Source organism: Promicromonospora sp. NPDC019610 (assembly GCF_044389365.1).
Taxonomy (GTDB): Bacteria; Actinomycetota; Actinomycetes; order Actinomycetales; family Cellulomonadaceae; genus Promicromonospora.
The window spans coordinates 1,836,396-1,860,564 of the sequence record NZ_JBIRXX010000001.1 but is presented as its reverse complement, the minus strand read 5'-3'; the positions used below and the strand labels follow the sequence as shown (position 1 = coordinate 1,860,564).

The 24,169-nt window shown below is 73.3% G+C and carries 19 protein-coding genes and 1 tRNA gene; 4 read left to right on the top strand and 16 right to left on the bottom strand.

The window, feature by feature from the left end:
* Nucleotides 1–53: 53 nt before the first annotated feature.
* Nucleotides 54–2,618 carry an aminopeptidase N gene (pepN, locus tag ACH45N_RS08320; RefSeq protein ID WP_397392920.1) on the bottom strand — a complete coding sequence of 855 codons (2,565 nt, stop codon included), beginning with the start codon at nt 2,616–2,618 and terminating at the stop codon, nt 54–56.
* A gap of 300 nt (nt 2,619–2,918) precedes the next feature.
* On the opposite strand from pepN, the gene ACH45N_RS08315 reads away from it, so the two are divergent.
* Nucleotides 2,919–3,839, top strand: a complete 921-nt coding sequence (locus ACH45N_RS08315) for a hypothetical protein (RefSeq protein ID WP_397392919.1) — start codon at nt 2,919–2,921, stop codon at nt 3,837–3,839.
* Between the two features lie 159 nt (nt 3,840–3,998).
* Here the strand turns inward: ACH45N_RS08315 and malQ are convergent, their stop codons facing one another.
* From malQ to ACH45N_RS08300, 3 genes are all read right to left on the bottom strand, one after another.
* A complete protein-coding gene (malQ, locus tag ACH45N_RS08310; RefSeq protein ID WP_397393835.1) occupies nt 3,999–6,248 on the bottom strand; it encodes a 4-alpha-glucanotransferase in 2,250 nt (749 codons plus the stop codon).
* A 77-nt stretch (nt 6,249–6,325) separates the two neighbouring features.
* The gene (locus ACH45N_RS08305) at nt 6,326–7,381 is read right to left on the bottom strand and encodes a mechanosensitive ion channel family protein (RefSeq protein WP_397392918.1); all 1,056 of its coding nucleotides are present in this window, start codon (nt 7,379–7,381) and stop codon (nt 6,326–6,328) included.
* Between the two features lie 192 nt (nt 7,382–7,573).
* A complete protein-coding gene (locus tag ACH45N_RS08300) occupies nt 7,574–7,807 on the bottom strand; it encodes a glucose PTS transporter subunit EIIB (RefSeq protein ID WP_020018155.1) in 234 nt (77 codons plus the stop codon).
* Nucleotides 7,808–7,949: 142 nt separating this feature from the next.
* Here ACH45N_RS08300 and ACH45N_RS08295 point away from each other — a divergent pair, with 142 nt between their 5' ends.
* A complete protein-coding gene (locus ACH45N_RS08295) occupies nt 7,950–8,336 on the top strand; it encodes a globin (protein ID WP_397392917.1) in 387 nt (128 codons plus the stop codon).
* A gap of 46 nt (nt 8,337–8,382) precedes the next feature.
* Nucleotides 8,383–9,333: an acyl-CoA thioesterase gene (locus ACH45N_RS08290; protein WP_397392916.1), complete on the top strand. Its 951-nt coding sequence runs from the start codon at nt 8,383–8,385 to the stop codon at nt 9,331–9,333.
* A gap of 43 nt (nt 9,334–9,376) precedes the next feature.
* Here ACH45N_RS08290 and ACH45N_RS08285 read toward each other — a convergent pair whose 3' ends face one another.
* The 12 genes from ACH45N_RS08285 to ACH45N_RS08230 all read right to left on the bottom strand — a co-directional run bounded on the left by ACH45N_RS08285 (nt 9,377) and on the right by ACH45N_RS08230 (nt 22,823).
* A complete protein-coding gene (locus tag ACH45N_RS08285) occupies nt 9,377–10,027 on the bottom strand; it encodes a hypothetical protein (protein ID WP_397392915.1) in 651 nt (216 codons plus the stop codon).
* Nucleotides 10,028–10,089: 62 nt separating this feature from the next.
* Nucleotides 10,090–10,590, bottom strand: a complete 501-nt coding sequence (locus ACH45N_RS08280) for an acyl-CoA thioesterase (protein ID WP_397392914.1) — start codon at nt 10,588–10,590, stop codon at nt 10,090–10,092.
* Between the two features lie 47 nt (nt 10,591–10,637).
* Nucleotides 10,638–12,386 (bottom strand): GTPase, encoded by a 1,749-nt coding sequence (locus tag ACH45N_RS08275; protein WP_397392913.1) that lies wholly within the window; start codon nt 12,384–12,386, stop codon nt 10,638–10,640.
* A complete protein-coding gene (locus tag ACH45N_RS08270; protein ID WP_397392911.1) occupies nt 12,383–14,473 on the bottom strand; it encodes a dynamin family protein in 2,091 nt (696 codons plus the stop codon). The genes ACH45N_RS08275 and ACH45N_RS08270 overlap by 4 nt, the downstream gene beginning before the upstream one ends.
* A gap of 65 nt (nt 14,474–14,538) precedes the next feature.
* Nucleotides 14,539–15,381 carry a hypothetical protein gene (locus ACH45N_RS08265; RefSeq protein WP_397392909.1) on the bottom strand — a complete coding sequence of 281 codons (843 nt, stop codon included), beginning with the start codon at nt 15,379–15,381 and terminating at the stop codon, nt 14,539–14,541.
* Between the two features lie 165 nt (nt 15,382–15,546).
* Entirely contained in the window at nt 15,547–16,500 is a 954-nt protein-coding gene (locus tag ACH45N_RS08260) for a phosphotransferase (protein WP_397392907.1), read from the bottom strand.
* A 248-nt stretch (nt 16,501–16,748) separates the two neighbouring features.
* Nucleotides 16,749–18,431 (bottom strand): energy-dependent translational throttle protein EttA, encoded by a 1,683-nt coding sequence (ettA, locus tag ACH45N_RS08255; RefSeq protein WP_397392905.1) that lies wholly within the window; start codon nt 18,429–18,431, stop codon nt 16,749–16,751.
* 125 nt (nt 18,432–18,556) lie between these two features.
* The gene (locus tag ACH45N_RS08250) at nt 18,557–19,099 is read right to left on the bottom strand and encodes a single-stranded DNA-binding protein (RefSeq protein WP_397392903.1); all 543 of its coding nucleotides are present in this window, start codon (nt 19,097–19,099) and stop codon (nt 18,557–18,559) included.
* A 52-nt stretch (nt 19,100–19,151) separates the two neighbouring features.
* Nucleotides 19,152–20,732, bottom strand: coding sequence for a GTP-binding protein (locus ACH45N_RS08245; protein WP_397392901.1), 1,581 nt, complete (start codon nt 20,730–20,732; stop codon nt 19,152–19,154).
* Nucleotides 20,729–22,408 (bottom strand): GTPase, encoded by a 1,680-nt coding sequence (locus ACH45N_RS08240; RefSeq protein WP_397392899.1) that lies wholly within the window; start codon nt 22,406–22,408, stop codon nt 20,729–20,731. Before ACH45N_RS08240 ends, ACH45N_RS08245 begins: the two co-directional genes overlap by 4 nt.
* A gap of 121 nt (nt 22,409–22,529) precedes the next feature.
* Nucleotides 22,530–22,603, bottom strand: a tRNA-Arg gene (locus ACH45N_RS08235).
* A 55-nt stretch (nt 22,604–22,658) separates the two neighbouring features.
* The gene (locus ACH45N_RS08230) at nt 22,659–22,823 is read right to left on the bottom strand and encodes a hypothetical protein (protein ID WP_397392897.1); all 165 of its coding nucleotides are present in this window, start codon (nt 22,821–22,823) and stop codon (nt 22,659–22,661) included.
* A 194-nt stretch (nt 22,824–23,017) separates the two neighbouring features.
* Here ACH45N_RS08230 and ACH45N_RS08225 point away from each other — a divergent pair, with 194 nt between their 5' ends.
* Nucleotides 23,018–24,169, top strand: a complete 1,152-nt coding sequence (locus ACH45N_RS08225; RefSeq protein ID WP_397392895.1) for a winged helix DNA-binding domain-containing protein — start codon at nt 23,018–23,020, stop codon at nt 24,167–24,169.

The following is a 24,169-nucleotide window of genomic DNA, read 5'->3' as shown; positions in this document are numbered from 1 at the left end:
TCAAAGCGAAGAAACCCGGGCCTCAAAGGTGAGGGGAGGTCCCGCCGACGGCGTCAGGCGTCCTTGGCCTGGGCCTTCAGCGCCCGCTCCGTGCCCGCGAGGGCCTCGACGACCAGACGGCGCAGCGCCGGGGCCGCGTCCGCGTTCGTCTCCAGCCACGCCGCGGTGGCGTCCCGCAGCTCCGGCGAGGCCAGGGGGGCCGGGTAGAAGCCCTCGATGATCTCCTCGGCGATGTGGTAGCTGCGCTCGTCCCACACCTTGAGCACGGCGTCCAGGTAGGGCTGCACGACGTCGGCCAGCGGGGCCGGGTCGTTGACGTGCAGGAACCCGAGGCCGGTGTTCCGGATGATCGCGTTCGGCACGTCGGCGGCGTCCACCACGGAGGACAGGGCGGCCAGCTTGCCCTCGACCGTGGGCTTGGCGGCCCGGGCCCGGGCGGCGGACTGGCGGCCCGTCGCCGTGTCGTCGGCGGCCAGCGTGGTGTCGATCTCCGCGTCACCGGCCGCGCCGTTGAGCACCAGGCCCTCCAGCAGCTCCCAGCGCAGGTCGGTGTCGATCTCCAGCCCGTCGAGCGCGACGGATCCGTCGAGCAGGCCGGACAGCGTCGCGACGTGCGCGGGCGTGGAGGCCACGTGCGCGAAGAACTTCACGAGCTGGAACTGCGTGTCCGAGCCGGCCTCGGCGTCGCCCACCAGCGACCAGAGCGTGTCGCCCACCGTGGCCAGCGTCTCCGCGCGGGCCGACGGCGCCACGAACTGCTTGGCGGCCAGCACCATCTGGTTGAGGGTGGTGCGCAGGGTCGTCGACTCGGTCTCGCCGGCGATGCCGCCGAGCACGAGCTTCACGTACTCGGACGCCGGCACCTCGCCGTCGCGCACCGCGTCCCAGACCGACCCCCACACCAGGGAGCGGGCCAGCGGGTCGGTGATGTCGGCCAGGTGCTCCAGCGCCACCGCGAGCGAGGCGGGGTCGAGCCGGATCTTCGCGTACGCGAGGTCCGCGTCGTTGAGCAGCACGAGGGCGGGGCGGTCGAGCTCGACGAGCTCCTTCACGTCCGTCCGCGGGCCGTCGACGTCGACCTCGACGAAGCGGGTGCGCGCGAGCTCCCCGGCGTCGGACAGGCTGTAGAAGCCGATGCCGAGGCGGTGCGGGCGGATCGTGGGCCACTCGGCGGGCGCCGTCTGCTCGACGACGAACGACATGATGCGGCCGTGGCTGTCCGTCTCGATGACGGGGCGCAGCGTGTTCACGCCGGCGGTCTCCAGCCAGAGCTTGGACCAGGCCTTGAGGTCGCGGCCGCTGGTGGCCTCGAGCTCGGTCAGCAGGTCGGGCAGCTCGGTGTTGCCCCATGCGTGCTTGCCGAAGTAGGCGGAGACGCCCGCGACGAACGCGTCGCGGCCCACCCAGGCCACGAGCTGCTTGAGCACCGAGGCGCCCTTGGCGTAGGTGATGCCGTCGAAGTTGACCTGGACGTCCTCCAGGTCCTTGATCTCGGCGACGATCGGGTGCGTGGACGGCAGCTGGTCCTGCTTGTAGGCCCAGGACTTCTCCATCGCGGAGAACGTGGTCCAGGCCGCCTCCCACTCCGTGGCCTCGGCCGTGGCGAGCGTCGAGGCGTACTCCGCGAACGACTCGTTGAGCCACAGGTCGTTCCACCACTTCATGGTGACCAGGTCGCCGAACCACATGTGCGCCAGCTCGTGCAGGATCGTCACGACGCGACGCTCGCGCACGGCCTCGGTCACCTTGGAGCGGAACACGTACGACTCCGTGAAGGTCACGCAGCCCGCGTTCTCCATGGCGCCCATGTTGTACTCGGGCACGAAGAGCTGGTCGTACTTGGTGAACGGGTACGGCACGCCGAAGGTGGACTCGTAGAACTCGAAGCCCTGGCGGGTCTTCTCGAAGATGTAGTCGGCGTCGAAGTGCGCCGACAGCGACTTGCGGCAGAACGCGCCGAGCGGGATCTCCCGGCCGTCCGACGACGTCAGCGACGAGCGGACCACCGCGTACGGGCCGGCCACCAGCGCCGTGATGTAGGTCGAGATGCGGCCCGTGGGCTCGAACGTCCACGTCGCGGCCTCGACGTCCGGCTCGGTGGCGTGCTGCGCCGCGGCCGGCTCCGGCGTCGGCTCGTTGCTCACGACCTCCCACGCGGCGGGCGCGGTCACGGTGAACTGGAACGTGGCCTTCAGGTCGGGCTGCTCGAAGCAGGCGAACACGCGGCGTGCGTCCGGCACCTCGAACTGGGTGTAGAGGTACACCTCGCCGTCCACGGGGTCCACGAAGCGGTGCAGGCCCTCGCCCGTGTTCGTGTAGCCGCAGTCGGCGACGACGACGAGCTCGTTGTCCTCGGCCAGGCCGTCCAGGGCGATCCGGGAGTCGGCGAACACGGTGGCGGGGTCCAGCTCGCGGCCGTTCAGCACCACGGACCGCACGGCGGGGGCGACGAGGTCCACGAAGGTCGAGGCACCCTCCGTGGCGGTGAAGCGCAGCGTCGTGGCGGACGCGAAAGTCTCCGGACCGGTGGTCAGGTCCAGGGCGATCTCATACGACTCGACCGACACCACGCCGGCTCGTTCGACCGCCTCGGCGCGGGTCAGGTTCTCTCCGGGCACGGGCCCTCCACGTCTGTCTGCTCATGGGCGCCGAAGGCGCCCCGCACGTCCGAATAACGCGCTTTATCGGTTGGCTTCTCGTCCGGTGTGTGAACTACCTGCGACGACTCGTCGATCATGCCACGCAGGAGTAACAGCGAGTAACGCCTTTGTGTACGATCGACCGCGGTCGCCCAGACCGACCGATTTGAGCTGAGGAGTTGCCCGATGTCCGGCACTGTGCCGCCCCCGCCACCGCCACCGGGCGGCAGCCCTGACGAGGAGCCCACGGCTCCCCCTCAGGAGCAGCACCCCGCCACCATGCCCACGCCTGTCCAGCAGGCGCCGGTGCAGCGTGTCTCGGCGGCGACGCGCAAGCCGCCCGCCATCTCGCCGAGCAACCAGTTCGCCCAGGCCGTCACCCCCGCACCGGCCGCACCGGGTGCGCCCATGGTGCAGTCCGTGCAGCGCGGCGGCGACCCGACGATGCAGCAGCAGTACTACCCCGAGCAGTACCAGCAGGGGTACGCGCCGCCGCAGGGCGCGCAGTACAACCAGCAGGGCCAGTACCAGCAGGGCGGCCAGTACCCGCAGCAGCCGGCGCAGTACCAGCCGCCCGCGCAGTACCAGCCGCAGGGCTACGACCAGTACGGCCAGCCCGTCTACGCGGGTCAGCCGGGCGGCTACGAGCCCGAGCCCCCGCGCCGCAAGCTCAGCCCCGGCTGGATCGCGTTCATCGCCCTGGACGTGCTGCTCGTGATCGCCGCGATCGTGTTCGCCGTGAACCTGCTCGGTTCGCCCGACACCTCGGCCACGGGCGGCGAGACCTCCGCCGCGGAGCAGTCCACCGAGCCGGAGGCCGAGGAGGGCCTGGAGACCGACGGCGGGGCCGGCGTCGAGACGTTCGCCGCGCCGTCGCTCAACATCACCTGCACCATCTCGGCCGACGCCGCGACGTGCGGCATCGCGGAGCTCACCCAGAAGCCCGCGCCCGACGCCTCGTGCGACGGCGCCTCCGGCTACGTGGCGAAGGTCGACCCGAGCGGCAACGTGACGCAGCCGTGCGTCAGCAAGAACGAGCAGCCCAAGAAGGCCAAGGGCGACGTCGCGATCCTGGACTACGGCGAGACCAAGAAGGCGCACGGCTTCACGTGCGCCAGCGCGGACACGGGCATGACGTGCGTGGCCGACGCGACGGGCAGCGGGTTCTCGATCGCCCGCGCGGGCATCGGCTCGGCCTGACCCGAGCCGCGCGGCAACGGCAGCGGCGACGCGCGGTGCGCTTCTACCCCGTCATCAGGCCCGGAATCAGCGTGATTCCGGGCCTGATGACGGGGTAGAAGCGCACTTTCGCTCGCCGACGGCGGCAGCAGCGGCGACGGCGACGGCGGCGAGCTCGGCCTAGCGCGCGGGCTCCGGCTCGGGGGGCTCCTCGTTCATCACCGTGACCAGGCTGCGCAGGCGGGCGTTGGTGAACAGGTCCTCCAGGAGCACCACGGTGCCCGCCGAGTCCGCGAGCGGCACGCGCCAGTTCGGGTACTCGGAGTCGGTGCCGGGCTGGTTCTGCGTGCGGCGCTCGCCCACGGCGTCGGCCAGCGAGACCCCCACCAGCGCGGACGGCGTGTCCTTGAGGTAGCGGTGCAGGCCCTCGACGAGCTCGCGCTCGGACGGGTCGAACGTCGTCAGCCCGCGGCGCGACAGCGCCTCCACGAGCGACTCGCGCTCCTGGCGGGCCCGCGCGCGCAGGAGCGTCGCGTCCTCCGTGAGCAGGCCGAGCCGCTCCCGCAGGTCCACGTGCTCCCCCGCCAGGTAGCCGGCGGTGGGCGGCAGGTCGTGGGTGGTCACGGTGGCCAGGGCCGCGCTGCGGTAGGCCTCCGGCTCGATCGGCGCCCCGGCCTCGTCCCGCTCGAAGAGCAGCACGGACGTGCCCAGGATGCCGCGCTCCGCGAGGTAGTCGCGGATCCAGGGCTCGAACGTGCCGAGGTCCTCGCCCACGATCGCGACGCCGGCGCGGTGCGCCTCCAGGCACAGGATGCCGATCAGGGCCTCGTGGTCGTACGTGACGTACGCGCCCGCCGACGCGCGCGCCCCGCCCGGGATCCACCACAGGCGGAACAGCCCGAGCACGTGGTCGACCCGCAGGCCGCCGCAGTGCCGCAGCACGGTGCGCAGCATCTCGCGGTACGGCGCGTAGCCCACCTTGGCGAGCGCCCGCGGGTTCCACGGCGGCTGGGACCAGTTCTGGCCCTGCTGGTTGTACATGTCCGGCGGGGCGCCCACGGACACGCCGCGGGCGAGGACGGCGGCGTCCGCCCAGGCGTCAGCGCCCTCCGGGTTCGAGCCGACGGCGAGGTCCTTGAACACCCCGAGCCGCATGCCCGCGTCGAGGCCGGTGCGGTGGGCCGCACGGAGCTGCTCGTCGGCCACCCACTGCAGCCAGCAGTAGAACTGGACGCGGTCGGACAGGGCGTTGCGCAGGGTCTGCACGCCGGACGAGCCCGGGTCGGAGAGCTCCGCCGGCCAGTCCCGGCCGTCCAGGTGCTCCTTGATGGCGCACCACGTGGCGAAGTCGACCAGGCCGCGGCCCTGGGCCAGCACGAACTCGTCGAACGCCGTCTGCCGGGCCGCCGACCGCGGCGCCGTCCAGACGACCTCGAGCGCGGCCTTCTTGGCCTCCCAGACGGCGTCCCGGTCGATCGGCCCGGAGTCCTCGGACAGCTCCCGGACGGGCTCCGCGGCCCACTCCACGAGCGACCGGTCCGCGGCGGAGAGATACGCCGTCTCACGGATGTCCTCGACGCGGATGTACAGGGGCGACATGAACCGCCGCGACGTCGGCAGGTAGGGGCTCGGGGTCACCGGCAGCACCGGCTCGGTCGCGTGCAGCGGGTTGATCGCGACGAAGTCGGCCCCGCCGTTGTGCGCCGTCTGCCAGGCGAGGTCGGCCAGGTCCGCGAGGTCGCCCATCCCCCAGGAGTCCCGGGACCGCACCGAGTAGAGCTGGACCATGAAGCCCCAGGCCTGCTTGCGGGCGATCTCGTCGCTCAGCTCCAGCCGCGCGGGCGTCACCACGAGCGAGGCCTGCGCCGTCTGCCCGCCCGACTCGGCGTGCAGCGTGTGCCAGCCCAGCGGCAGGGTGTCCGGGAGCGTGAACGTGGCCCGGCCGACCTTGCGGCTGTCCACGGTGCGCGGCTCGGCGTAGACGTCGGCCTGGCGGAGCGTGACGCGGGTGCCCCGCACGGTGGCGAACGAGCCGGTCGTCGGGGTGGCGCCGGGCGCCGTCACCCGCCAGGGCGTGGCGCTGGCCGGGACGACGGGGGTCTCGGCCTGCTCGAGCTCGACCCACGCGGTCACGTCCGCGCCGTCGGCGACGTGCACGGGGACCTGGACCTCGGTGCCCTCGCGCGTGACGACCGTGGGCGGCAGCATGGCACGCCACTCGTCGTCGCGGGCGCGGTCCAGGCTGGCCGTGACGGCAGCGGGGGTCGAGGCCTGGACCCCGAGCGCCTCCAGCACCGCGACGAGCGTCGAGGGGCTGACCTGCTGCACGCGGCCGTCGTGGTCGGTGTACTCGCACTGCACGCCGTGGGCTGTCGCCAGCTCGGCCAGCTCCTGCGGCACGGTGGAGCCGTCTCCGGTGGACCCGGGCATCGGTTCGTCGGTCACAAGGAAAGATCCTGCCATCTACCGACCCGTACCGGGCGCAACCCGGCCCGAGAAACCCGACGTCAGCTGACGCCGGGCGTGTCCCCCGCGACGCCGTCCTCGAACGGGGCGGGCACCGAGCGCGCCACGATCCCGGCGTCCAGCAGCGCGGCGTGCGCGGCCACGCGCAGCGACCGGGCGACGGCCCACTGCTGGGCCGGGCGCACCTGGGCGTGCAGCGTGAAGGTCAGGCCGCCCTGGTCCACCTCGTCGACGCCGCGCACCGACGGGGTCTCCAGGAGGCTGTCCGCCAGCTCGGGGTCGTTCTTGACGCGGTCGACGGCGCGGCCGAGCGCGGCGCGCACGGCGTCGATGTCGGCCCCCAGCGGGACCTGCACCGGGGCGACGGCGCGGCTCCACTCCTGGGTGCGGTTGCCCGCGCGCAGGATCTCGCCGTTACGGACGTACCAGAGGGTGCCGTCGAAGGCGCGGACCTGGGTGAGCCGCAGGCCCATCGTCTCGACGGTGCCGATCACGCCGGCGCCGAGGTCCACGTTGTCGCCCACGCCGAACTGGTCCTCGATGAGCAGGAGGACGCCGGACAGGAAGTCCTTGACCAGGCTCTGCGCGCCGAAACCGATGGCGACGCCGACGACGCCGGCCCCGGTCAGCAGCCCGGTGATGGGCATGCCGATGATCTGCAGGATCGACAGGGCCATGATCGTGCCGATCACGATGTTCACGGTCGAGTTCAGGACCGACCCGACGGTCCGCGCACGCTGGGCACGTCGCTCGGCCGCACGCGGGTTGGCCGCACCGAACACGTCGGCCAGCGCCTGCGGCGTCATGAGCACGTTCTTGCGGCGGCGCTTGCCGCCCGCTCCCTGGACGGCACCGGGCGTGGTGACGGGGATGGCGCCCGTGGTGGTACCCACCGGGGTGGCGACCGTCTCGACGACGGCGCGCGGCTTCTGGCCGATCGCGATGCGCTCGGCGAGGCTGGTGACCACACGCCGAAGGACGGCGATGGCGACCAGCCCGATCGCCAGGATCAGGATGATCTTCAGCGGCTTGTTACCGAACCAGGCCCAGAAATCCTCGGCGCTGTCGAACACGGAGGCAGCAAGAGACTCGAACACGGCCCCCAACCTACTCGGGTCGAACCGGAGGACCAGTACATCTCCGGCCGCGTCCGACGGACCACTGCGCGACCTTCACAGCCCGTTCGCGCCCCGGTTCCACGCGGCCGGCGGGCAGTGAAGCAGGTCACGGGCCCGGAAGCTCGTCCCGGGCCCGTGACCTTTGCTCGTTACGGGTTCACACCCTCGTGATCACACCCTGAGCGTGTCCAGCTCGGCCGCGAGGTTGTCCGCCTCGGGTCCGACGATCACCTGAACCACCCTGCCCGACCGCACCACGCCGAACGCTCCCGACGACTTCAGTCCGGGCTCGTCCACGAGGGACGGGTCGCTCACCTCGACCCGTAGCCGGGTGATGCACGGTTCCAGCTCGACGACGTTCGAGGTTCCCCCGAGTGCCGCAAGGATCTGGTCAGCCTTGGTCATGTCTCAACTCCCACCGTGCGTCGCTGCAGGTTTGTCCCCACCCTATCTGTGCTGGCAAGCCCTTCGCCCGGGCAATTGTCGAGTTGCTCACACGAGACCGAGTTTCACCGGACCGTCATAGGCGGGTGGCAGGATGAACGGCGTGACACAGGAACCTTCCTTCTTCGAGGCCGTCGGCGGCCACGACACGTTCGTGCGCCTCGTCGACGCGTTCTACGACGGCGTCGCGGACGACCCGGTGCTGCGCCCCATGTACCCCGAGGAGGACCTGGGGCCGGCCAAGGAGCGCCTGACGCTGTTCCTGGAGCAGTACTGGGGCGGCCCCGGCACCTACTCCGCCCAGCGCGGGCACCCGCGGCTGCGGATGCGGCACGCGCCGTTCAAGGTGAACCCGGACGCCCGCGACCGCTGGCTCGCGCACATGCGGACCGCCGTCGACTCGCTCGGCCTGGCCCCGATCCACGAGTCGCAGCTGTGGGACTACCTGGAGCGCGCGGCCTTCAGCATGATCAACACGTTCGACGACTGACCCTGCTCGACGACCGACCCGGAAGAACCGAAGGAGACGCCCGCCCGTGGACGCCACCCCTGACCTGATCGCCGGCGACGCCACGTCGGACCACACGCCCGACGCGCTCGACCGCCTGCTGCAGGTGCTCGACCTGCGGCACCTCGAGGGCTGGGGGCCGCGCGGCGAGGAGGACGTGCTGCGCGGGAACAGCATGCCCGCCCTGGCGAACCGCGCCTACGGCGGTCAGGTGCTCGCGCAGGCGATCCTCGCGGCGGACCGGACGGTGCCCGACGGCCGCCAGATCCACTCCCTGCACGGCTACTTCCTGCGGGAGGGACGGGTCGAGGAGCCCATCGACTTCGCCGTCGAGCGGCTGCGGGACGGGCGCTCGTTCAGCGCGCGCCGCACCCACGCGATCCAGTTCGGCAAGCCGATCCTGTCGATGATCGCCTCCTTCCAGGAGGACCAGCCGGGCTACGACCACTCGATGCCGATGCCCGACGGCGTCCCCGCGCCCGACGAGGTCGGCTCCGCCTTCGACGAGCTCGCCTCCCTCAGCGCCGACTCCCGCGCCCAGTTCTGGGCGGACTCGCCGTTCGAGCTGCGGCACGTGGGCGGGTCGCTGTACCTGCACCCGGACGCCGCGGTGGCGCAGGGCGGCACGCCGCCCGCCACGCAGCTCGTCTGGATGCGCACGCGCCGGCCGCTGGGCATCAAGGACCAGTCGATGCACCGCGCCCTGCTGGCCTACGCGTGCGACCAGCTCATGCTGGAGCCCGCCATGCGCGCCGCGGGCAAGTCCTGGCAGGACGTCGCCGCCACGGTGCCCATGGCCAGCCTCGACCACGGCATGTGGTGGCACCGCGACGTCCAGGTGGACGAGTGGATGCTGTTCGTCCAGTCCTCACCAACGGCCCAGGGCGGCCGTGCGCTGGGCACCGCGAAGGTCTACACGCAGGACGGCGTCCTCGTGGCCTCGGCGGGCCAGGAGGGCATGATCCGGCTGCCGGCCTGACCGGAGCCGCGGGGGGCGCCCGTGGCGCCGCCCGCCGGGCCCGCTACGCCCCGAGCTCCGCCAGCCGGTCCCGGGCCGCCTGCACCGCCTGCCGGAGCGTGCCGACCTCGTGCGGCGTCGCGGCGACGTCCACCCGCTGCTCCAGGGCGCGCACGAACAGGGCCAGCGCCTCCCCGAGGTAGGGGCGGGCCTGGTCGGCGTGCACCTCGAGCGCCTGGTCGTACCGGCACCGCCCCCAGTGCTGGAGGGCGAAGAACTCGAGCCGGCGCGCGTGCTCGATGCTCGCGGCGTGCTCCCCGTGGTAGAGCGCGGCCTCCAGCGCGAGGCCGAACAGCAGGTCGGCCTCCGAGAAGCGATGCCGCCACTGGAGCACGTGCGCCAGCCGCAGCAGGGGCGCCACGGCCTTCAGCGGCACGTCGGCGGCGTGCGCGTGCGCGGCCGCGGCGTCGTCCCCAGGCCCGCCCGCCAGGCGGACGGCGAGCCACCCGAGGCGTTCCGCCTCGGCCAGCTCGGTGTCGGGGTCGTCGTCCTCCGGGGCGAGCGCGCGGGTCAGCGGGACGCGGACGGCGAGCGTCGCCGGCTCGTCGCGGGCCGGACCCCCGGCCAGCGCGGCGAGATACGCCCGGGCGGCCGGGACGTCGTCGAACACCTCGTGCAGGGTGACCGGGTCAAGGTAGTGCTGGGGCAGATCCACTGTTCCTCCGTGGCCGAAACCAAGGGGGATGAATCTAGCAATTCGGACACCCTGAGGACCACTCAGCCGCGGTGGCGGAACGTGACCGGCTCCTCCTGGAACTCCTTCCACGCCAGACGTTCGCCCTCGGTGAGGCGGCGCGGCCGGTCCGTGGCGGCGTCGACGAACACGAGCGTGGTGGTCGCCCGGGCGTAGGGCTTGCCGCCCGACGTCGGGCCGGTCTTCGCCATGCTCGCCGTGCCGTCGTGCACCTCGTAGCAGACCTCGGCGCTCGCCCCGCCGATCCGGCCGAGCCACATCTCCACGCGCACCGGCGTGCGGGTGAACAGCAGCGGGCGCAGGTACTCGATGCGCTGGCCGGCCACGAGCGTGTGGGAGTCGGCGTCGGGGCCGGTCGGCACCACGGCCGTGGGCCAGGCCTCGCCCTCGGGCGCCTCGGGGTGCTGCCAGAAGGCCGTGATGCGGGCGTCCTCCAGCAGGCGGAACATCGCCACGTTGTTGACGTGGGCGTAGGCGTCCAGGTCGGACCAGCGCAGCGTGACGGGGACGTGCAGGCGTGTCATGGTCCCTATCCTCTCCCGGCGCCGCAGCCGTGAGGCACCGGCCCGCCTCAGCTCGCCGCGACCGTCGCCGCCGTCCGGCAGCTCGCGAGCCGGGCCAGCTCCTCCCCCACGGGCTCCCGCACCAGCCGGTCGGCGACCTTGCCCACCGACTGCCGCAGCCGCCGGCGCGCCGCGTTCGCCCGACGGCGGGCGCCCAGCGCGCCGAAGATCCGGCACACCAGGGCGAGCAGCAGGCCGAGCACCACCGAGCCGAGCGCCATGAGCGTGGGCCACGGGATGGTGAACGGGTCCACGCCGAGCCCCTCGCCCGAGCCGGACCCGGGCGCCCCGGGGAACACGACGCCGTCACCCGACCAGGTCGGCAGCGACAGCACGGGTGTCGGCAGCGGCGGGAGCTGCAGGTATGCGAACCCGAACAGCACGAACAGCCACAGCAGGCCCGCGGCGAGCACCGCGACCAGGAGCCACTGCACCACGTTGACCAGCGACCACCACACCGGGCGGCGCTGCGCCTCGACGCGGGTCGCGGCCACCGCCTGGTCCAGGGCGTCCGGCAGCGTGTCGATCCCCGCCTGCCCGCGCGAGCGCGCGGCCAGCACCCACGGGTCGGCGACGCCGCGCGTCACCTCCTCGACGTAGCGCCGCACGGCCGAGGCCGCGGTGGAGCGCACGGCGGGCCGCGCCGTCGGCAGCGACGTGCGCACCAGGTCCTCGCGGCCCGACGGCGCCCGCTGCTCCCGGTCCGCCGTCCGCAGCCCGAGCCGCCGCAGCGGGTCCCGGCGCAGCCGGCCGATCCAGCGGGTCAGGGGCCAGCCGGTCGCCGACCGGGCGTCCCGGCGCGCGGAGACGCGGACGGCGCCGACCACCGTGGGCACGCCCGCGGCGTCCTCCAGGGCAGCCACCAGGTCGCCCGTGGCCTGGCTCCCGGCGCGCGACGGCGGCGGCGTGCCGCACTCGTCGACGATCCGCTGCGCCACCACGCGCTCGTCCGCGGCGAGCCGGGCCGTCGCGGCCTCGCGCCGCGCGGCCGCCTTGGCCAGCAGGCCACGCAGGTCGTCGATGCCCTGCCCGGTCCGCGCGGACACCGCCAGCACCCGTGCGCCGTCCAGGCCGTCCTCGGCGACAAGTCGCCGCAGGTCAGCGAGCATCGCGGACGTCTCCTCCGCCGTCAGCCGGTCGGCCTGGTTGAGCGCGACGACCACCACCTCGGCCCGCCCCGCGAGCGGGCGCAGGAAGCCCTCGTGCAGCGCGGCGTCCGCATACTTCTGCGGGTCCACGACCCAGACCAGCAGGTCGGCGCGCTGCACCAGCCGCTCGGCGCGCAGCCGGTGCTCGGTGACGATCGAGTCGTGGTCGGGCAGGTCCAGCAGCACCAGCCCGGACGTGTCCCCCGCGGGGGTCCGCCGCCGGAAGGGCCCGCGGCCAGCCGGCTCGTCCGGCGCCGGCTCGGCCGCGGCAGGCTCCACGTGGTGCCGGCGGCCCACCTCCAGCCAGTCCAGCAGCGGGTCCGCGCCGTCGCCCCAGACGGCGGCCATCGGGTGCGACGTCGTCGGACGGCGCACGCCGGGCTGCGCGATCGCGGCGCCGGCCACCGCGTTCAGCACCGACGACTTGCCCGAGCCCGTGGCACCCGCCAGCGCCACCACGGTGTGCTCGGCGGACAGGCCGCCCCGCTCGCGCGCCCGGGTCACGACGGCGCGCGCCTCGTCCAGCAGCGCGGGCTCGACGCGGCCGTCCGCGGCCTGGATCGCGGTGTCGAGGGCCGTGGTGCGGTCGGCCAGGTCGAGCCGGCTCACCGGTCACCGTCCCCGAACAGGCGCTTCCAGAAGCCCTTGCGGGCCGGCTCCTCGGCGAGGTCGCCGCGGCCGTCCGTAGCGCCCGCGCTACCGGCCGGCGAGCGGACGCCGCGCAGCCCGCGGCTCTCGGTCAGATCCCCGACGCCCGCCGGTGCCGCGCCGGCCTCGCGGGCCCGCGACCGCCGCTCCGCCGCGGCGGCCGAGGCGACGGCGTCGGCCGCCGCGCGCAGGGCGGACCCGCCCGCCTCCGCGGAGCCGAGCGCGTCGAGCTGCGCGGTGTAGCGGGCGGCCTGCCCGTCCATGACGGCCTGGACACGGGCGCGCAGGCGGTCGCGGGCCTGCACGGCGAGCCGCCGCACGGCGTCCTCGCCGAACACGGCCTCCAGCAGCCGCTGCGCCAGCACCGCCGAACCGCCCGCGATGCCGACCTCGATGCCGGTGAGCCCGCCCGTGGAGGCGAACACGAAGATCATCAGCGCCACGCCGAGGCCGTTCACCCCGAACGACAGGGCGCGGGCCTTGCCGCGCTTGGACTCGCCCTGCTCGCGCACCAGCCCCAGGACGTCGCCCTGCCAGCCCCGGATCTGCTCGCCCACCTCGGCGCGCAGCGCCGCCGGCGTCCGCGACAGCTCCAGGCCCTCCAGCAGGGCCGTGCCCGCGGCGTCGCCGCGCCAGCCCTGGTAGGAGCGCTCCGCGGCCTCCTCGGCGGCGTCCAGCACCACCGACTCCAGGCCGTGGGCGATCGCCTTCTCGACCTGCGGCGCCTCCTTCGGCTTGCCGCGGAAGAACGAGCTCACCGCGTCCCGGAACCGGCCGATGCCCTCCTCGACGGCGCGGAAGAACTCGCCCGTGCCCACGAAGTCCTGCCAGCGGGCGAGCACCTCGCCGCGCAGCAGCGCGCCGTCCGACGTCGCCGCGGCCACGTGCGCCACCGCGTCCGCGTAGGCGCGGTCCACCACGTGCCGCAGCCGTGCATCGGCGGCCCGCTGCTCGTCGGCGGCGTCGGCCAGCTCGCCCGCCCGCACCACGAGGGAGTCGACCACGCCGTCGCGGGTCGCGGCGATGACCCGGCGGCGCGCGTCGGCGTCGCCGCCCAGCCCGGTGAGCCAGCGCGAGACCTCGCCGACGGCGTCCTCGGGCAGCATGCCGTCGTCGGACAGCCCGTCCTCGGGGATGACGAACAGCGGGCTGCCGGTCAGCCCGTGCTCGACCATCATGTCCCGCAGGTCGTCGGCCGTGGCCTCCGCCCCCGGGTCCACCCGGTCCAGCACCATCGCCACCTGCGCCTTGCGCGCGGCGGCCTGGTTCAGCAGGTCCCACGGCACGGCGTCGGCGTAGCGCGCCGACGTCGTGACGAACAGCCACAGGTCGGCCGCGCCGAGGAGCTGCGCGGCGAGCTCACGGTTGGCGGTGTCGACCGAGTCGATGTCCGGCGCGTCCAGCAGCGCCAGGCCCTTGGGCAGCGAGTCGCTGGACACGAGGCGCAGGGTGCGGGAAGGGTCGCGCGGCGTCCCGTGGCCCTGCTCCGCGACGGCGGGACCCACCGCCGACCGGGTCGGCGTCCCCGTGCCGGACGCCGTGACGCGCGCCAGGCCCGGCAGCACCCGGTCCGTGGAGAACCAGCGCGCGTCCAGCGGGTGGTGCACCAGCACAGGCGCCTTGGTCGTGGGCCGCAGCACGCCCGGCTGCGTGACGCGCTCGCCCAGCACCGAGTTCACGAGCGTCGACTTGCCCGCGCCCGTGGACCCGCCGACCACGACGAGCAGCGGCGCCTTCTGCGCCCGCAGCCGCGGCAGCAGGTAGTCGTCGAGCTGGTCCGTGGACCGGCGCAGCTCCGTGCGGGCCGCCTCGGCGCCCGTGGTCTCCAACGGCAGGCGCAGGGCGCCGAGCCGGGCCCGGAGCACCTCCAGCGCGCCGGTCAGGCCGGACTCCTCGTCGGGCCCGTCCTCCGGCGTCGCAGCCTGGTCCTCGGCCCGTCCCGTGGGCGGCGCAGGAGCGGGCTCCGCGGGCAGCCCGGCGGTCTGCCAGGGGCTCACACCCGGGTTCGGTCCGCCGGCCACCGCGCCGTCGTCGGGCTTCTCGGTCATGGCGCTCAGTCTGCCGCAGCAGCGCAGGTCAGGCGCGCCCGTGGCGTGGCAACCGGGTGAAGACGTCAGCCGCCGAGGCGCGAGCGCAGCCAGTCGAGGGCCGCGTGGGCCACCTCGCGCTGCACGGAGCGGCCGTGCGGCACGCCGGGCTCCGGCGGCCGCATCGACTCGAGCACCAGCGCGCCGGCGACCACGGTCACGGCGCAGGTCAGCGCCTCGGGGTCGACGTCCGGCAGGGGGTGCCGGTCGAGGACCACGGCGGGGGGCGGCGCGCCGTCGACCCGCAGGTACGGCAGCAGCAGCACGACGTCGAGGAAGGACGCACCGTGGGACGGCATGAACCAGTCGACCGCGTGCGCGCTGGTCGCGTCCCAGCCGTGGTCGGTGATCAGGATCGACTCCCGGCGCAGCGCGCCGTGCACCAGGTTCTTGCCGGACATCGCCTCGCCGGCGTAGCGGGCGATGTCCGCGAGGTGGTCGACCTTGTCGGACAGCCACGGCGTGAAGGACGACAGGCCGGCGGGGCGCATCGCGGCGATCGTGGCCCAGGCGCCCACGTCGATCAGGTCGAGCGCGTCGGGCAGGTCCGGGGGCGCCTCGGTCGAGCCGATCTGGATGGCGAGCTCGACCGCCGCGGCCAGGTCGCCGTCGTCCCAGGGGTCATGGGGCGGCCGGATGGGCTCGTTCCGATAGCCGAGCACCACCCAGCGGCCCGCCCCGGGAAGCACCTCGTCGACGTACCACTCGCGCTCCAGGCTCGGCACGTCGTCGGGCAGCGTGGCCAGCGACGCCGCCTCCGCGGCCATCCTGTCCTGGGTCAGCGGGGCCTCCGGCCCTACCGCCCGCACGATCGAGCGGGACGACGCCGTCTGCAGCACCTCGAGCGGGGCCAGATCCGTGCCGCTCATCGGAGCCGAGCCGATCACGCGTCCCCCCATGGACTCGCTGACTCGAGAACGGACAGACGGGGGTAGATCGGACCAAGCCGGTCGCCGCACAGCGCTCATGGCCGGAGTGTGCCGAACTGCGCTTTCACCCGCAAACCACAGCACGTGTTGCAGGAACGGCGTGGATCAGAAACCGAGCCTGGTCTGAAGCCACTGCACGGCCGCGCGGGCCAGCCGGTGCTGGTAGCCGCGCAGTTCCGGCATGTCCGTGGGCGGCGTGTCCATCGACGACTTCACGTAGTGACCGGCGAGCACTGCGATCCAGCAGGTGACGGCGTCCCGCTCCGTGCCGGGCGGCAGCCCGTAGCGGCGCAGCGTGGCCTCCGGCGGCGGGCCGTCGTTGGCGCGGACGTGCAGCAGCATCGAGACCAGGTCGAGGTACGGCGCCCCGACGCTGCCCCGGATCCAGTCGGTGACCAGCGGCTTCTCGCCCAGCCGGGCCGGCAGCAGCACGTTCTGCACCCGCAGGGTGCCGTGCTGCAGGCTCGTGCCGGCGATCGCGTCCGGGGCGTGCGCCACGATCTCCGCGAGGCCCTCCAGCCGGTTGGCGAGCCACGGCGAGTGGTGGGCGAGCCCGGCGGGCCGCTTGTCCGCGAGGTACTCCCACGAGTCCGTGGGGAACTCCTTCTCCTCGGGCAGGAACATCGGGTCGTCCGGCGCCTCGATCTCCCCGATCCCCCGGACCACCTTGACCATGGTCGCGACGTCCTCGTCGGGCCAGGAGAGATCGATCGGGCGCACGTTCGACTTCATCGCATAGCCGACGACGACCCACCTGCCAAGGTTGGGCAGCACCTCGTCGAGCGACCAGAGGAGCTCCGGGTGCGGCGCCGCGGCGGGCAGCAGCGGCGAGAGCGCGATCTCCTGCCGCAGGACGCCCAGCGGCCCCGGCTGCTCCGTGCCGATCGCCTTGACGAAGACGTGGCCCTTCGTCGTCTGCACCTGGAAGCGCGCGCCGGGAAGGATCCCGGAGTCGTCCGGCTGCTTGGCGGCGATCACACGGGCGCCGAGCAGGTCGGTGATGCGGTCTCGCAGCAGGGGCGGAAGCTCGCGCCATCCGGGCCGTAGGGCAGGGCTCACTGCGGCATCCTGTCGAAGATGCCTACTGACAGCAAGGAACATATGCGAAATTCGCCCGTTATGCGGGCGAGGCAACTCACCTTTGAGGCCCGGGTTTCTTCGCTTTGAGCGGGCTCAAAGCGAAGAAACCCGGGCCTCAAAAGGGATGTGGCAGGCGCCGCGTCGTCAGTCGCTGTGCCGGTCGCACGACTTCCTCGGGCCGCAGGTGCAGAGGCCTCGTTCCTCGGCCCCCCACCCGCGCCGCGTCGTCAGTCGCGGGTCAGCTTGCGGTACGTGACACGGTGCGGGCGCGCGGCGTCCGCGCCCAGGCGCTCGACCTTGTTGGCCTCGTACGACTCGAAGTTGCCCTCGAACCAGTACCAGTTCGACGGGTTCTCCTCGGTGCCCTCGTAGGCCAGGATGTGGGTCGCGACCCGGTCGAGGAACCACCGGTCGTGCGAGACGACGACGGCGCAGCCGGGGAACTCCAGCAGGGCGTTCTCCAGCGAGCCGAGGGTCTCGACGTCGAGGTCGTTGGTGGGCTCGTCGAGCAGCAGCAGGTTGCCGCCCTGCTTGAGCGTCAGCGCCAGGTTGAGGCGGTTGCGCTCACCACCGGACAGCACGCCGGCGGGCTTCTGCTGGTCCGGGCCCTTGAACCCGAACGACGCCACGTAGGCGCGCGACGGGATCTCGACGTTGCCGACCTTGATGAAGTCGAGCCCGTCGGACACGACCTCCCAGAGGGTCTTCTTCGGGTCGATGCCCCCGCGCGACTGGTCGACGTAGGAGATGGAGACGGTCTCGCCGACCTTCAGCTCACCGCCGTCGAGCGGCTCCAGGCCGACGATCGTCTTGAACAGCGTGGTCTTGCCGACGCCGTTCGGGCCGATGACGCCGACGATGCCGTTGCGCGGCAGCGTGAACGACAGGCCGTCGATGAGCACGCGGTCGTCGAAGCCCTTCTTGAGGTTCGTGGCCTCCAGCACCAGCGAGCCCATGCGCGGGCCCGCGGGGATCTGGATCTCCTCGAAGTCGAGCTTCTTGGTGCGCTCCGCCTCGGCCGCCATCTCCTCGTAGCGGGCCAGGCGGGCCTTGGACTTGGTCTGCCGGCCCTTGGCGTTGGACCGCACCCACTCCAGCTCCTCCTTGAGGCGCTTGGAGAGCTTGGCGTCCTTCTTGCCCTGGACCTCCAGGCGCGCCTGCTTCTTCTCGAGGTAGGTCGAGTAGTTGCCCTCGTACGGGTAGAGGCGGCCGCGGTCGACCTCGCAGATCCACTCCGCGACGTGGTCGAGGAAGTACCGGTCGTGGGTCACGGCGAGCACGGCGCCCGCGTAGGACGCGAGGTGCTGCTCGAGCCACAGCACGGACTCGGCGTCGAGGTGGTTGGTCGGCTCGTCCAGGAGGAGCAGGTCGGGCTTCTCCAGGAGCAGCTTGCACAGCGCGACACGGCGGCGCTCACCACCGGAGAGCAGCGTCACGTCGGCGTCCGGCGGCGGGCAGCGCAGGGCGTCCATCGCCTGCTCGAGCTGCGAGTCGAGGTCCCACGCGTCGGCCGCGTCGATGTCCTCCTGCAGCGTGCCCATCTCGGCCAGCAGCGCGTCGAAGTCCGCGTCGGGCTGCGCCATGAGCTCCGAGATCTCGTCGAACCGCGCCTTCTTGGCCAGGATCTCGCCGACGGCCTCCTGGACGTTGCCGAGGACCGTCTTCTCCTCGTTCAGCGGCGGCTCCTGCTGGAGGATGCCCACGGTGTAGCCGGGCGACAGGCGCGCGTCGCCGTTGCTGGGCGTGTCCAGCCCGGCCATGATCTTGAGGATCGTGGACTTACCGGCGCCGTTCGGGCCGACGACACCGATCTTGGCGCCGGGCAGGAAGTTCAGCGACACGTCATCGAGGATGACCTTGTCGCCGTGCGCCTTGCGCGCCTTGTACATGGAGTAGATGTATTCAGCCACTGCCTGTGTTCCACCGTTCACAGAAGGTACGTCGGATGGGTGCGCTCGCACGGAGCGGGTGCCAGGGTTCGTCCGCGCAGGAGAACCCTGACACCCGCGGACCGCTGAGCACGACTGGGACCAGCCTACGCGGTCACGAGCTCCCGCTGCCCGACGCCGGCCCCGTCGCCCTGGTCTTCCTCGTCACCCCCGGGACCCGGCAGGTCGACGCCGAACGGGTCGGTCTCACCCGCCCGCGCCACGACCAGCCCGGCGTCCTCCGGAAGCTCCGCCACGTCGCCGTCGCCGCGGGAGCCGGGCACCCGCTCGTGGTGCACGTGCCGCGAGTACTCGACCTTGCCCCGGGTCGCGTCCACACCGACCCCCGTCGCGGCGATCACGAGGCCGCTGCGCTGCTCACCCTCCGGACCCTCCCACTCGTCCATCTCGAGCCGGCCCGTGACGACCACCGGGTCGCCCTTGCGCACCGACCGCACCAGGTTCACCGCCGCCGTCCGCCACGCCTTCACCGTGAACCACAGCGTCGTGCCGTCGGTCCACTCGCCGGCGTCGTTCACGTAGCGCCGCGTGCTGGCCACGCGGAACATGGCGAACGGCCTGCCCTTGCCCGTGTGCAGCACCGGGGAGTTGCCGGCGAAGCCGGAGACAGTCACCGTGACGTCGTTCATGGAGCCCTCCTGGGTTTCCGGACCGGCCCTCGCGGCCGGTCCGTACCCAGCATCAGGCGCGGACGGAGCGCAGGTCGGTCAGTCCGAAGTCACCTGTTGACGAAACCCGGATCTGGCTGCCTGTGGTCGCGTTCTCTTCCACACGAAGCGGTATCGAGGGTCCGTCGTCGCGCGCACTCTGTGCGAGCTCACGCACCGCGCGGTGCTCGTCGAGCAGCCGTTGGGTGGGCACGCCGAGGGTCTGGCGCAGCACCCGCTCGAGCGCGGCGCGGCCCGACGCGATGACGGCCTGCGCCCGGCGCGCGGCGAGCGCCCGGCGCATCTGCATCGCCACGAGGAACACCACGAGCGCCGCGACGGCGGCCACCACGGCGGCGACCCCGAGCACGGTGGTCCACGTGTCACCCACGGGCAGGATCCCCGTCGAGGCCAGCACCGTGCCGATCCCGAGCAGCACCGCGAGCAGCACCGCCCCGAGCGCCAGCCGGCGGGTGAGCGGCTGCGTCGTCGGGCCGCGCGTGTCCAGGGTGATGCCCTGCAGCGCCGTCGACACGGCGCTCGTGACGTCGCGGGCGCTCGCCACGCTCTCGGCGAGCGAACGCTGCCAGCCCGGCTTGAGCGACTCCCCGGAACCGGTGAGCCAGCGCGAGCGGGACAGGGCGATCGAGTCGGGGTCCGGGTTGCGGAACTCGGGCGAGCCGTAGCCGTTGCGTACCGCGGCGCCGACCTGCGCGGCGACGGACTCCAGGCCCGCCGCCCGGGCGAGGGCGTCGATCTCCCGCTCGAGGACGGTGTCGATGTGCCACGGCACCTCGGCCGGGGTCTGGCTGAGCAGCAGCGTCGCGGCGGCGTCCAGCTCGCCCGCGGCGCGGCCGGCGGAGACCGACCGGCGGGCCACCGTCTGCTCCAGCAGTCCGCGCAGGTCCTCGATGCCGATGTCCGTCTTGCTCGACGCCGCGATGACCGGCACGTTGTCCAGGCCGTCGTCGCGCAGCAGGCGCTTCACGTCGTTGACCAGGTTGTCGCGCTGGCCCACGGGCACCGTGTCGATCTGGTTGAGCACCACCACGGTGGAGGCCCGCATGCCGGACGAGTCGCGCAGGTAGCCGGTGTGCAGGGCGTCGTCGGCGTACTTCTGCGGGTCCACGACCCAGACCAGCAGGTCGACCAGGGGCAGCACCTTGTCCACGACGTCGCGGTGGGCGGGCGCGACCGAGTCGTGGTCGGGCAGGTCCAGCAGCACGAGCCCGCTCAGGGCGGCCTCGTCGGCCGAGTCGAGCTCGCCGGCCCGGGTGATGCGACGCTCCCGCTCGACGCCCAGCCAGTCCAGCAGCGTGGCGGCGTCGTCGCTCCACGAGCAGGCGGTGACCTTGGCGGTGGTGGGGCGCTTGACGCCGACGTCGGCGAAGGTGAGGCGGGAGATCTTGTTGAACGTGCTCGACTTGCCCGACCCGGTGCCGCCGGCGAGCGCCACCACCGTGTGGTCCACGCCGAGCGCGAGCCGTTCGCGCACCCCGGCCACGGAGCTGGCGACCTTGCCGAAGACCGCGTCGTCTAGGCGGGACCCGGCGATCTGGAGGGCTCGGCCGAGGTCCTCGGTCCGAGCGCCGAGGGTCGCGTCGTGGCTCGTCATGTCAGCCTCCTGAGCTCGGCCAGCCGCACGCGGAGCGGAGCGGCCGCGTCGTCGGCTAGCGCGGGGACGTCAAGGGCACTCTGGACAGAACGGGCCTCTTCCGCAACCGCTAGCGCGACCTGGTCGGCAAGTTCGCCCTGCAGCTCCTCGATCGAGTCCCCCGCGCTGTCGCCCAGCACGCGGTCGACGAGCGCCATGGAGTCCTCGTTGCCGAGCGCGGTGGCCTGCAGGAGCGTCGCCAGCCCGGCGTCGCCGAACGCCTTGCGGGCGCCCGTGGCGCGGGCGACCGCCTCGGGGTCGGACGTCGCGGGGTCGGCGTCCGCCATGCGCCCGACCACGTCGTCGGCCAGGCGGGACCAGGCCGCGGCCGCCTTCTGGCCCCAGGCGAGGCGCTCCTTGGCGCGGCTGGACGCGGACGGGAGGATCGTCTCGCCGGCGGGCGGCGCGCCGGGGCCGGCCAGGACGCCGCGCAGGCTCTCTTCCGTGCGCACGCCCGCGGCCACGAACGCGCGGGTCGCGGTGGCCTCGACCTCCTCGCGCAGCCGGAGCAGGGCCGCCTCGCGGGCCTTCCCTGCGCGCTTGGTGGTCCGCGCGATGCCGTCGCGGACCGTGACCCGGGAGATGTGGTCGGTGCTGGCGATCTCGGCGAACCGTGCGGCGACCGTGCCCTCGCCCGACGTCCCCGACAGGACCGCGGTGCGCGCGGCGAGCTGCTCGTCCGGGACCACGGCCTGGACGGCGTTGCGTAGGTCGAACGCGGCGGTGCCCTGCTGCTCCACCGCGGTCACCAGCCCCGTGACCCACTCCGGGAGGGCGCCGATCGCGCCCTTGAGGGTGCGCAGGATGACGGTGCGCGAGCGCTCGGGGCCGGCCATCAGGTTGAGCCAGCGCTGGATGGGCGCCACCAGCTTGGGGTCGAGCAGCCCCTCGTGCGGTCCGACGTCGGGCACGATGAACAGCGGGACGTCCTTCATCCCGCGCTCCTTCATGCGGGTATTGAGGTCGGCGCGGATCGTCGTCAGGTTCTCCTTGGGCACCCGGTTGAGCACCATGGCCACGCTCGCGCCGCGCTCCTTGGCGCGGTCGAGCGCCTGCCACGGGAGCGCGTCGCCGTAGCGGGCGGCCGTGGTGACGAAGAGCCAGAGGTCGGCGGCCTCCAGCAGCTGGTGGGCCGTGGAGCGGTTCTCCTTGAGGAGCGAGTCGAGGTCGGGCGCGTCCATCAGCGCGGTGCCGCGCGGCACACCCTCGTGCTTGACCAGCCGGGCGAGCTCCGTGACAGGGCCCGCGGTGAGCGTGTCGACGTCCCGCGGGTGCACGCCCACGACGGGCTCGCGGGTGGTGGGCCGCAGCACCCCGGCCTCGGACACCTCCTCGCCCAGGAGGCTGTTGAAGAGCGTGGACTTGCCGGCTCCCGTGGAGCCGGCGAGCACCACGACGGCGGGGCTGGAGAGCTCGGCGAGGCGCGGCAGCAGGTGCTCGTCGAGCTGGGCCAGGAGGCGTTCCCGGGACGCCTCGGCCTCCTCGGCGCCGTCGACGGGCAGGGGCAGGGTGGCCGCGGCGACGTCGCGGCGCAGGTCCTGCACGACGTCGTGCACCGTGAAGCCGAGCTGCTCCGCAACGTTCGGGTCCACACCACCCCGACGGCCGAGCACTGCGGAGCGTGTTCCTGGAGTCACGGCTTCATCCTGATAGGTCAAGATCGTTCTGCCAAGCCGTAGCGGCTGGTGGGTGTGCAGAAACAAGGGTTTTGTGCAGGCCGTCGGAGGGTGTCTCCGACGCCCGACGACAGCAGATCAGTGCCCCCGGCAGGATTCGAACCCGCGACCTAGTCATTAGAAGTGACCCGCTCTATCCAGCTGAGCTACGGAGGCAAGCGAGCTGAGTTTAGCCTAGGCCGGGCCGGTCTTGACCATGCCAAATAAGGCGTCACGGGGAGGTCGAGGCGGACGACGCCGCCCCGGGCGCCGGCGTCGCCGCCAGGAGTGCCACCGCGATGGTCAGCACGGAGACGCGCATCACCTTGCCCGGTCGGGGCGGCTCGGGGCTGTCGGCGCCGGGTCCGTCGGCGGGGTTCGCTGGTGTCGAGGTCATGCCTCGATCCCAGCGGTCCGGGCCGGTACCCTCCAGGGCGACCGCGTCATCGCTCCCCCCGTGACATACCGCAGGCCACGGCATGACACGGCGTCACCGGTGAAGCGGGCCGTGCCGGGGAGACGACGCGGTGTCCGGCGCAGCCCGCTGCGCGGACCCCGACGAGTGTCACAGGTGCGACGTACTCTTCCCGCATGCCCTCCGGAGCCACGGACCTCGCCCCCGACGTCGCGCGCCGGCTGCGCCTGCGCACGCAGGGACTGGCGCTGCCCGCCGACGGGCCGAGCTCCGCGACGCCGGCCGACGTCGTCCGCCGGATGGTTGCCCTGCAGGGTCAGGACCTGCCCGCGGTGCTGCGCGCGATCGCGGTCCGGTCGCGGCCGGGCACCACGATCGACGACGTACGGGCCGGGTTCGACAGCGGTGAGCTGGTGCGCGGCTGGACCCAGCGCGGCACGCTCTTCGCGACCACGCCGCGAGACCTCGCCGCGCTCGTCTCGCTGACGGGTGAGCGCGTGACCCACCTGGGCCGGCGGGTCCGCGAGGCGGAGGGGCTGGACGACGCGCTCGTGGACCGCGCCGAAGGCATCACCCGGGAGGCGCTGGCGACGTCGGACGGGTTCACGCGGGCCGAGATGATCGACCTGTGGCAGCAGGCCGGGGTGCCCATCGAGGGACAGCGCGGGTACCACCTGATCGTCACCCTGGCGCTGCGCGGGGTGCTGCACTGGGGCCCCTTCACGGGGGCGCAGCAGAAGATGGTCGCTTCGCCGGGCGCGGGTGGTTACGGGGCCGCAGGTGGCGTCGCAGGCGGGCCGGCCGAGGAGCCCGACGCCGCCCTGCGCCGCATCGCCCGGTCCTACCTCGCGAGCCGCGGACCCGCCACGGTGGACGACCTGGCCTGGTGGCTCGGCCTGCCCAAGACCCCGGTGCGCGCCGCGGTCGCCACGCTGCGCGAGACCGAACCGGACGCCGTTGCCGAGGTCACGGTCGACGGGAAGGTGATGCTCGTGGGACGCGCGGCGGACGGGCCCGGCGCCGGGGTCGCGCCCGAGCTGCTGCCCGGGCTCGCCGAACCCGGCGGTGTCCTGCTCGTGGCGGGGTTCGACGAGATCGTGCTGGGCTACCAGGACCGTGACCTCGTGGCGGACGCCGAGGCGATGCGGACCGTCGTCCCGTTCACCAACGGGATCTTCCGGCCGGCGGTGCTCCTCGACGGGCGCCTGGTCGGCACGTGGCGGCGCGCGCCCAAGGCGGGCGAGGCGCCGTACGAGCTCGTGCCGGGGATCGCGGGACCGGCCCGCACCGCCGTGGAGCAGGCGGTGGCGGCGTGGCCGCTGGGCTGA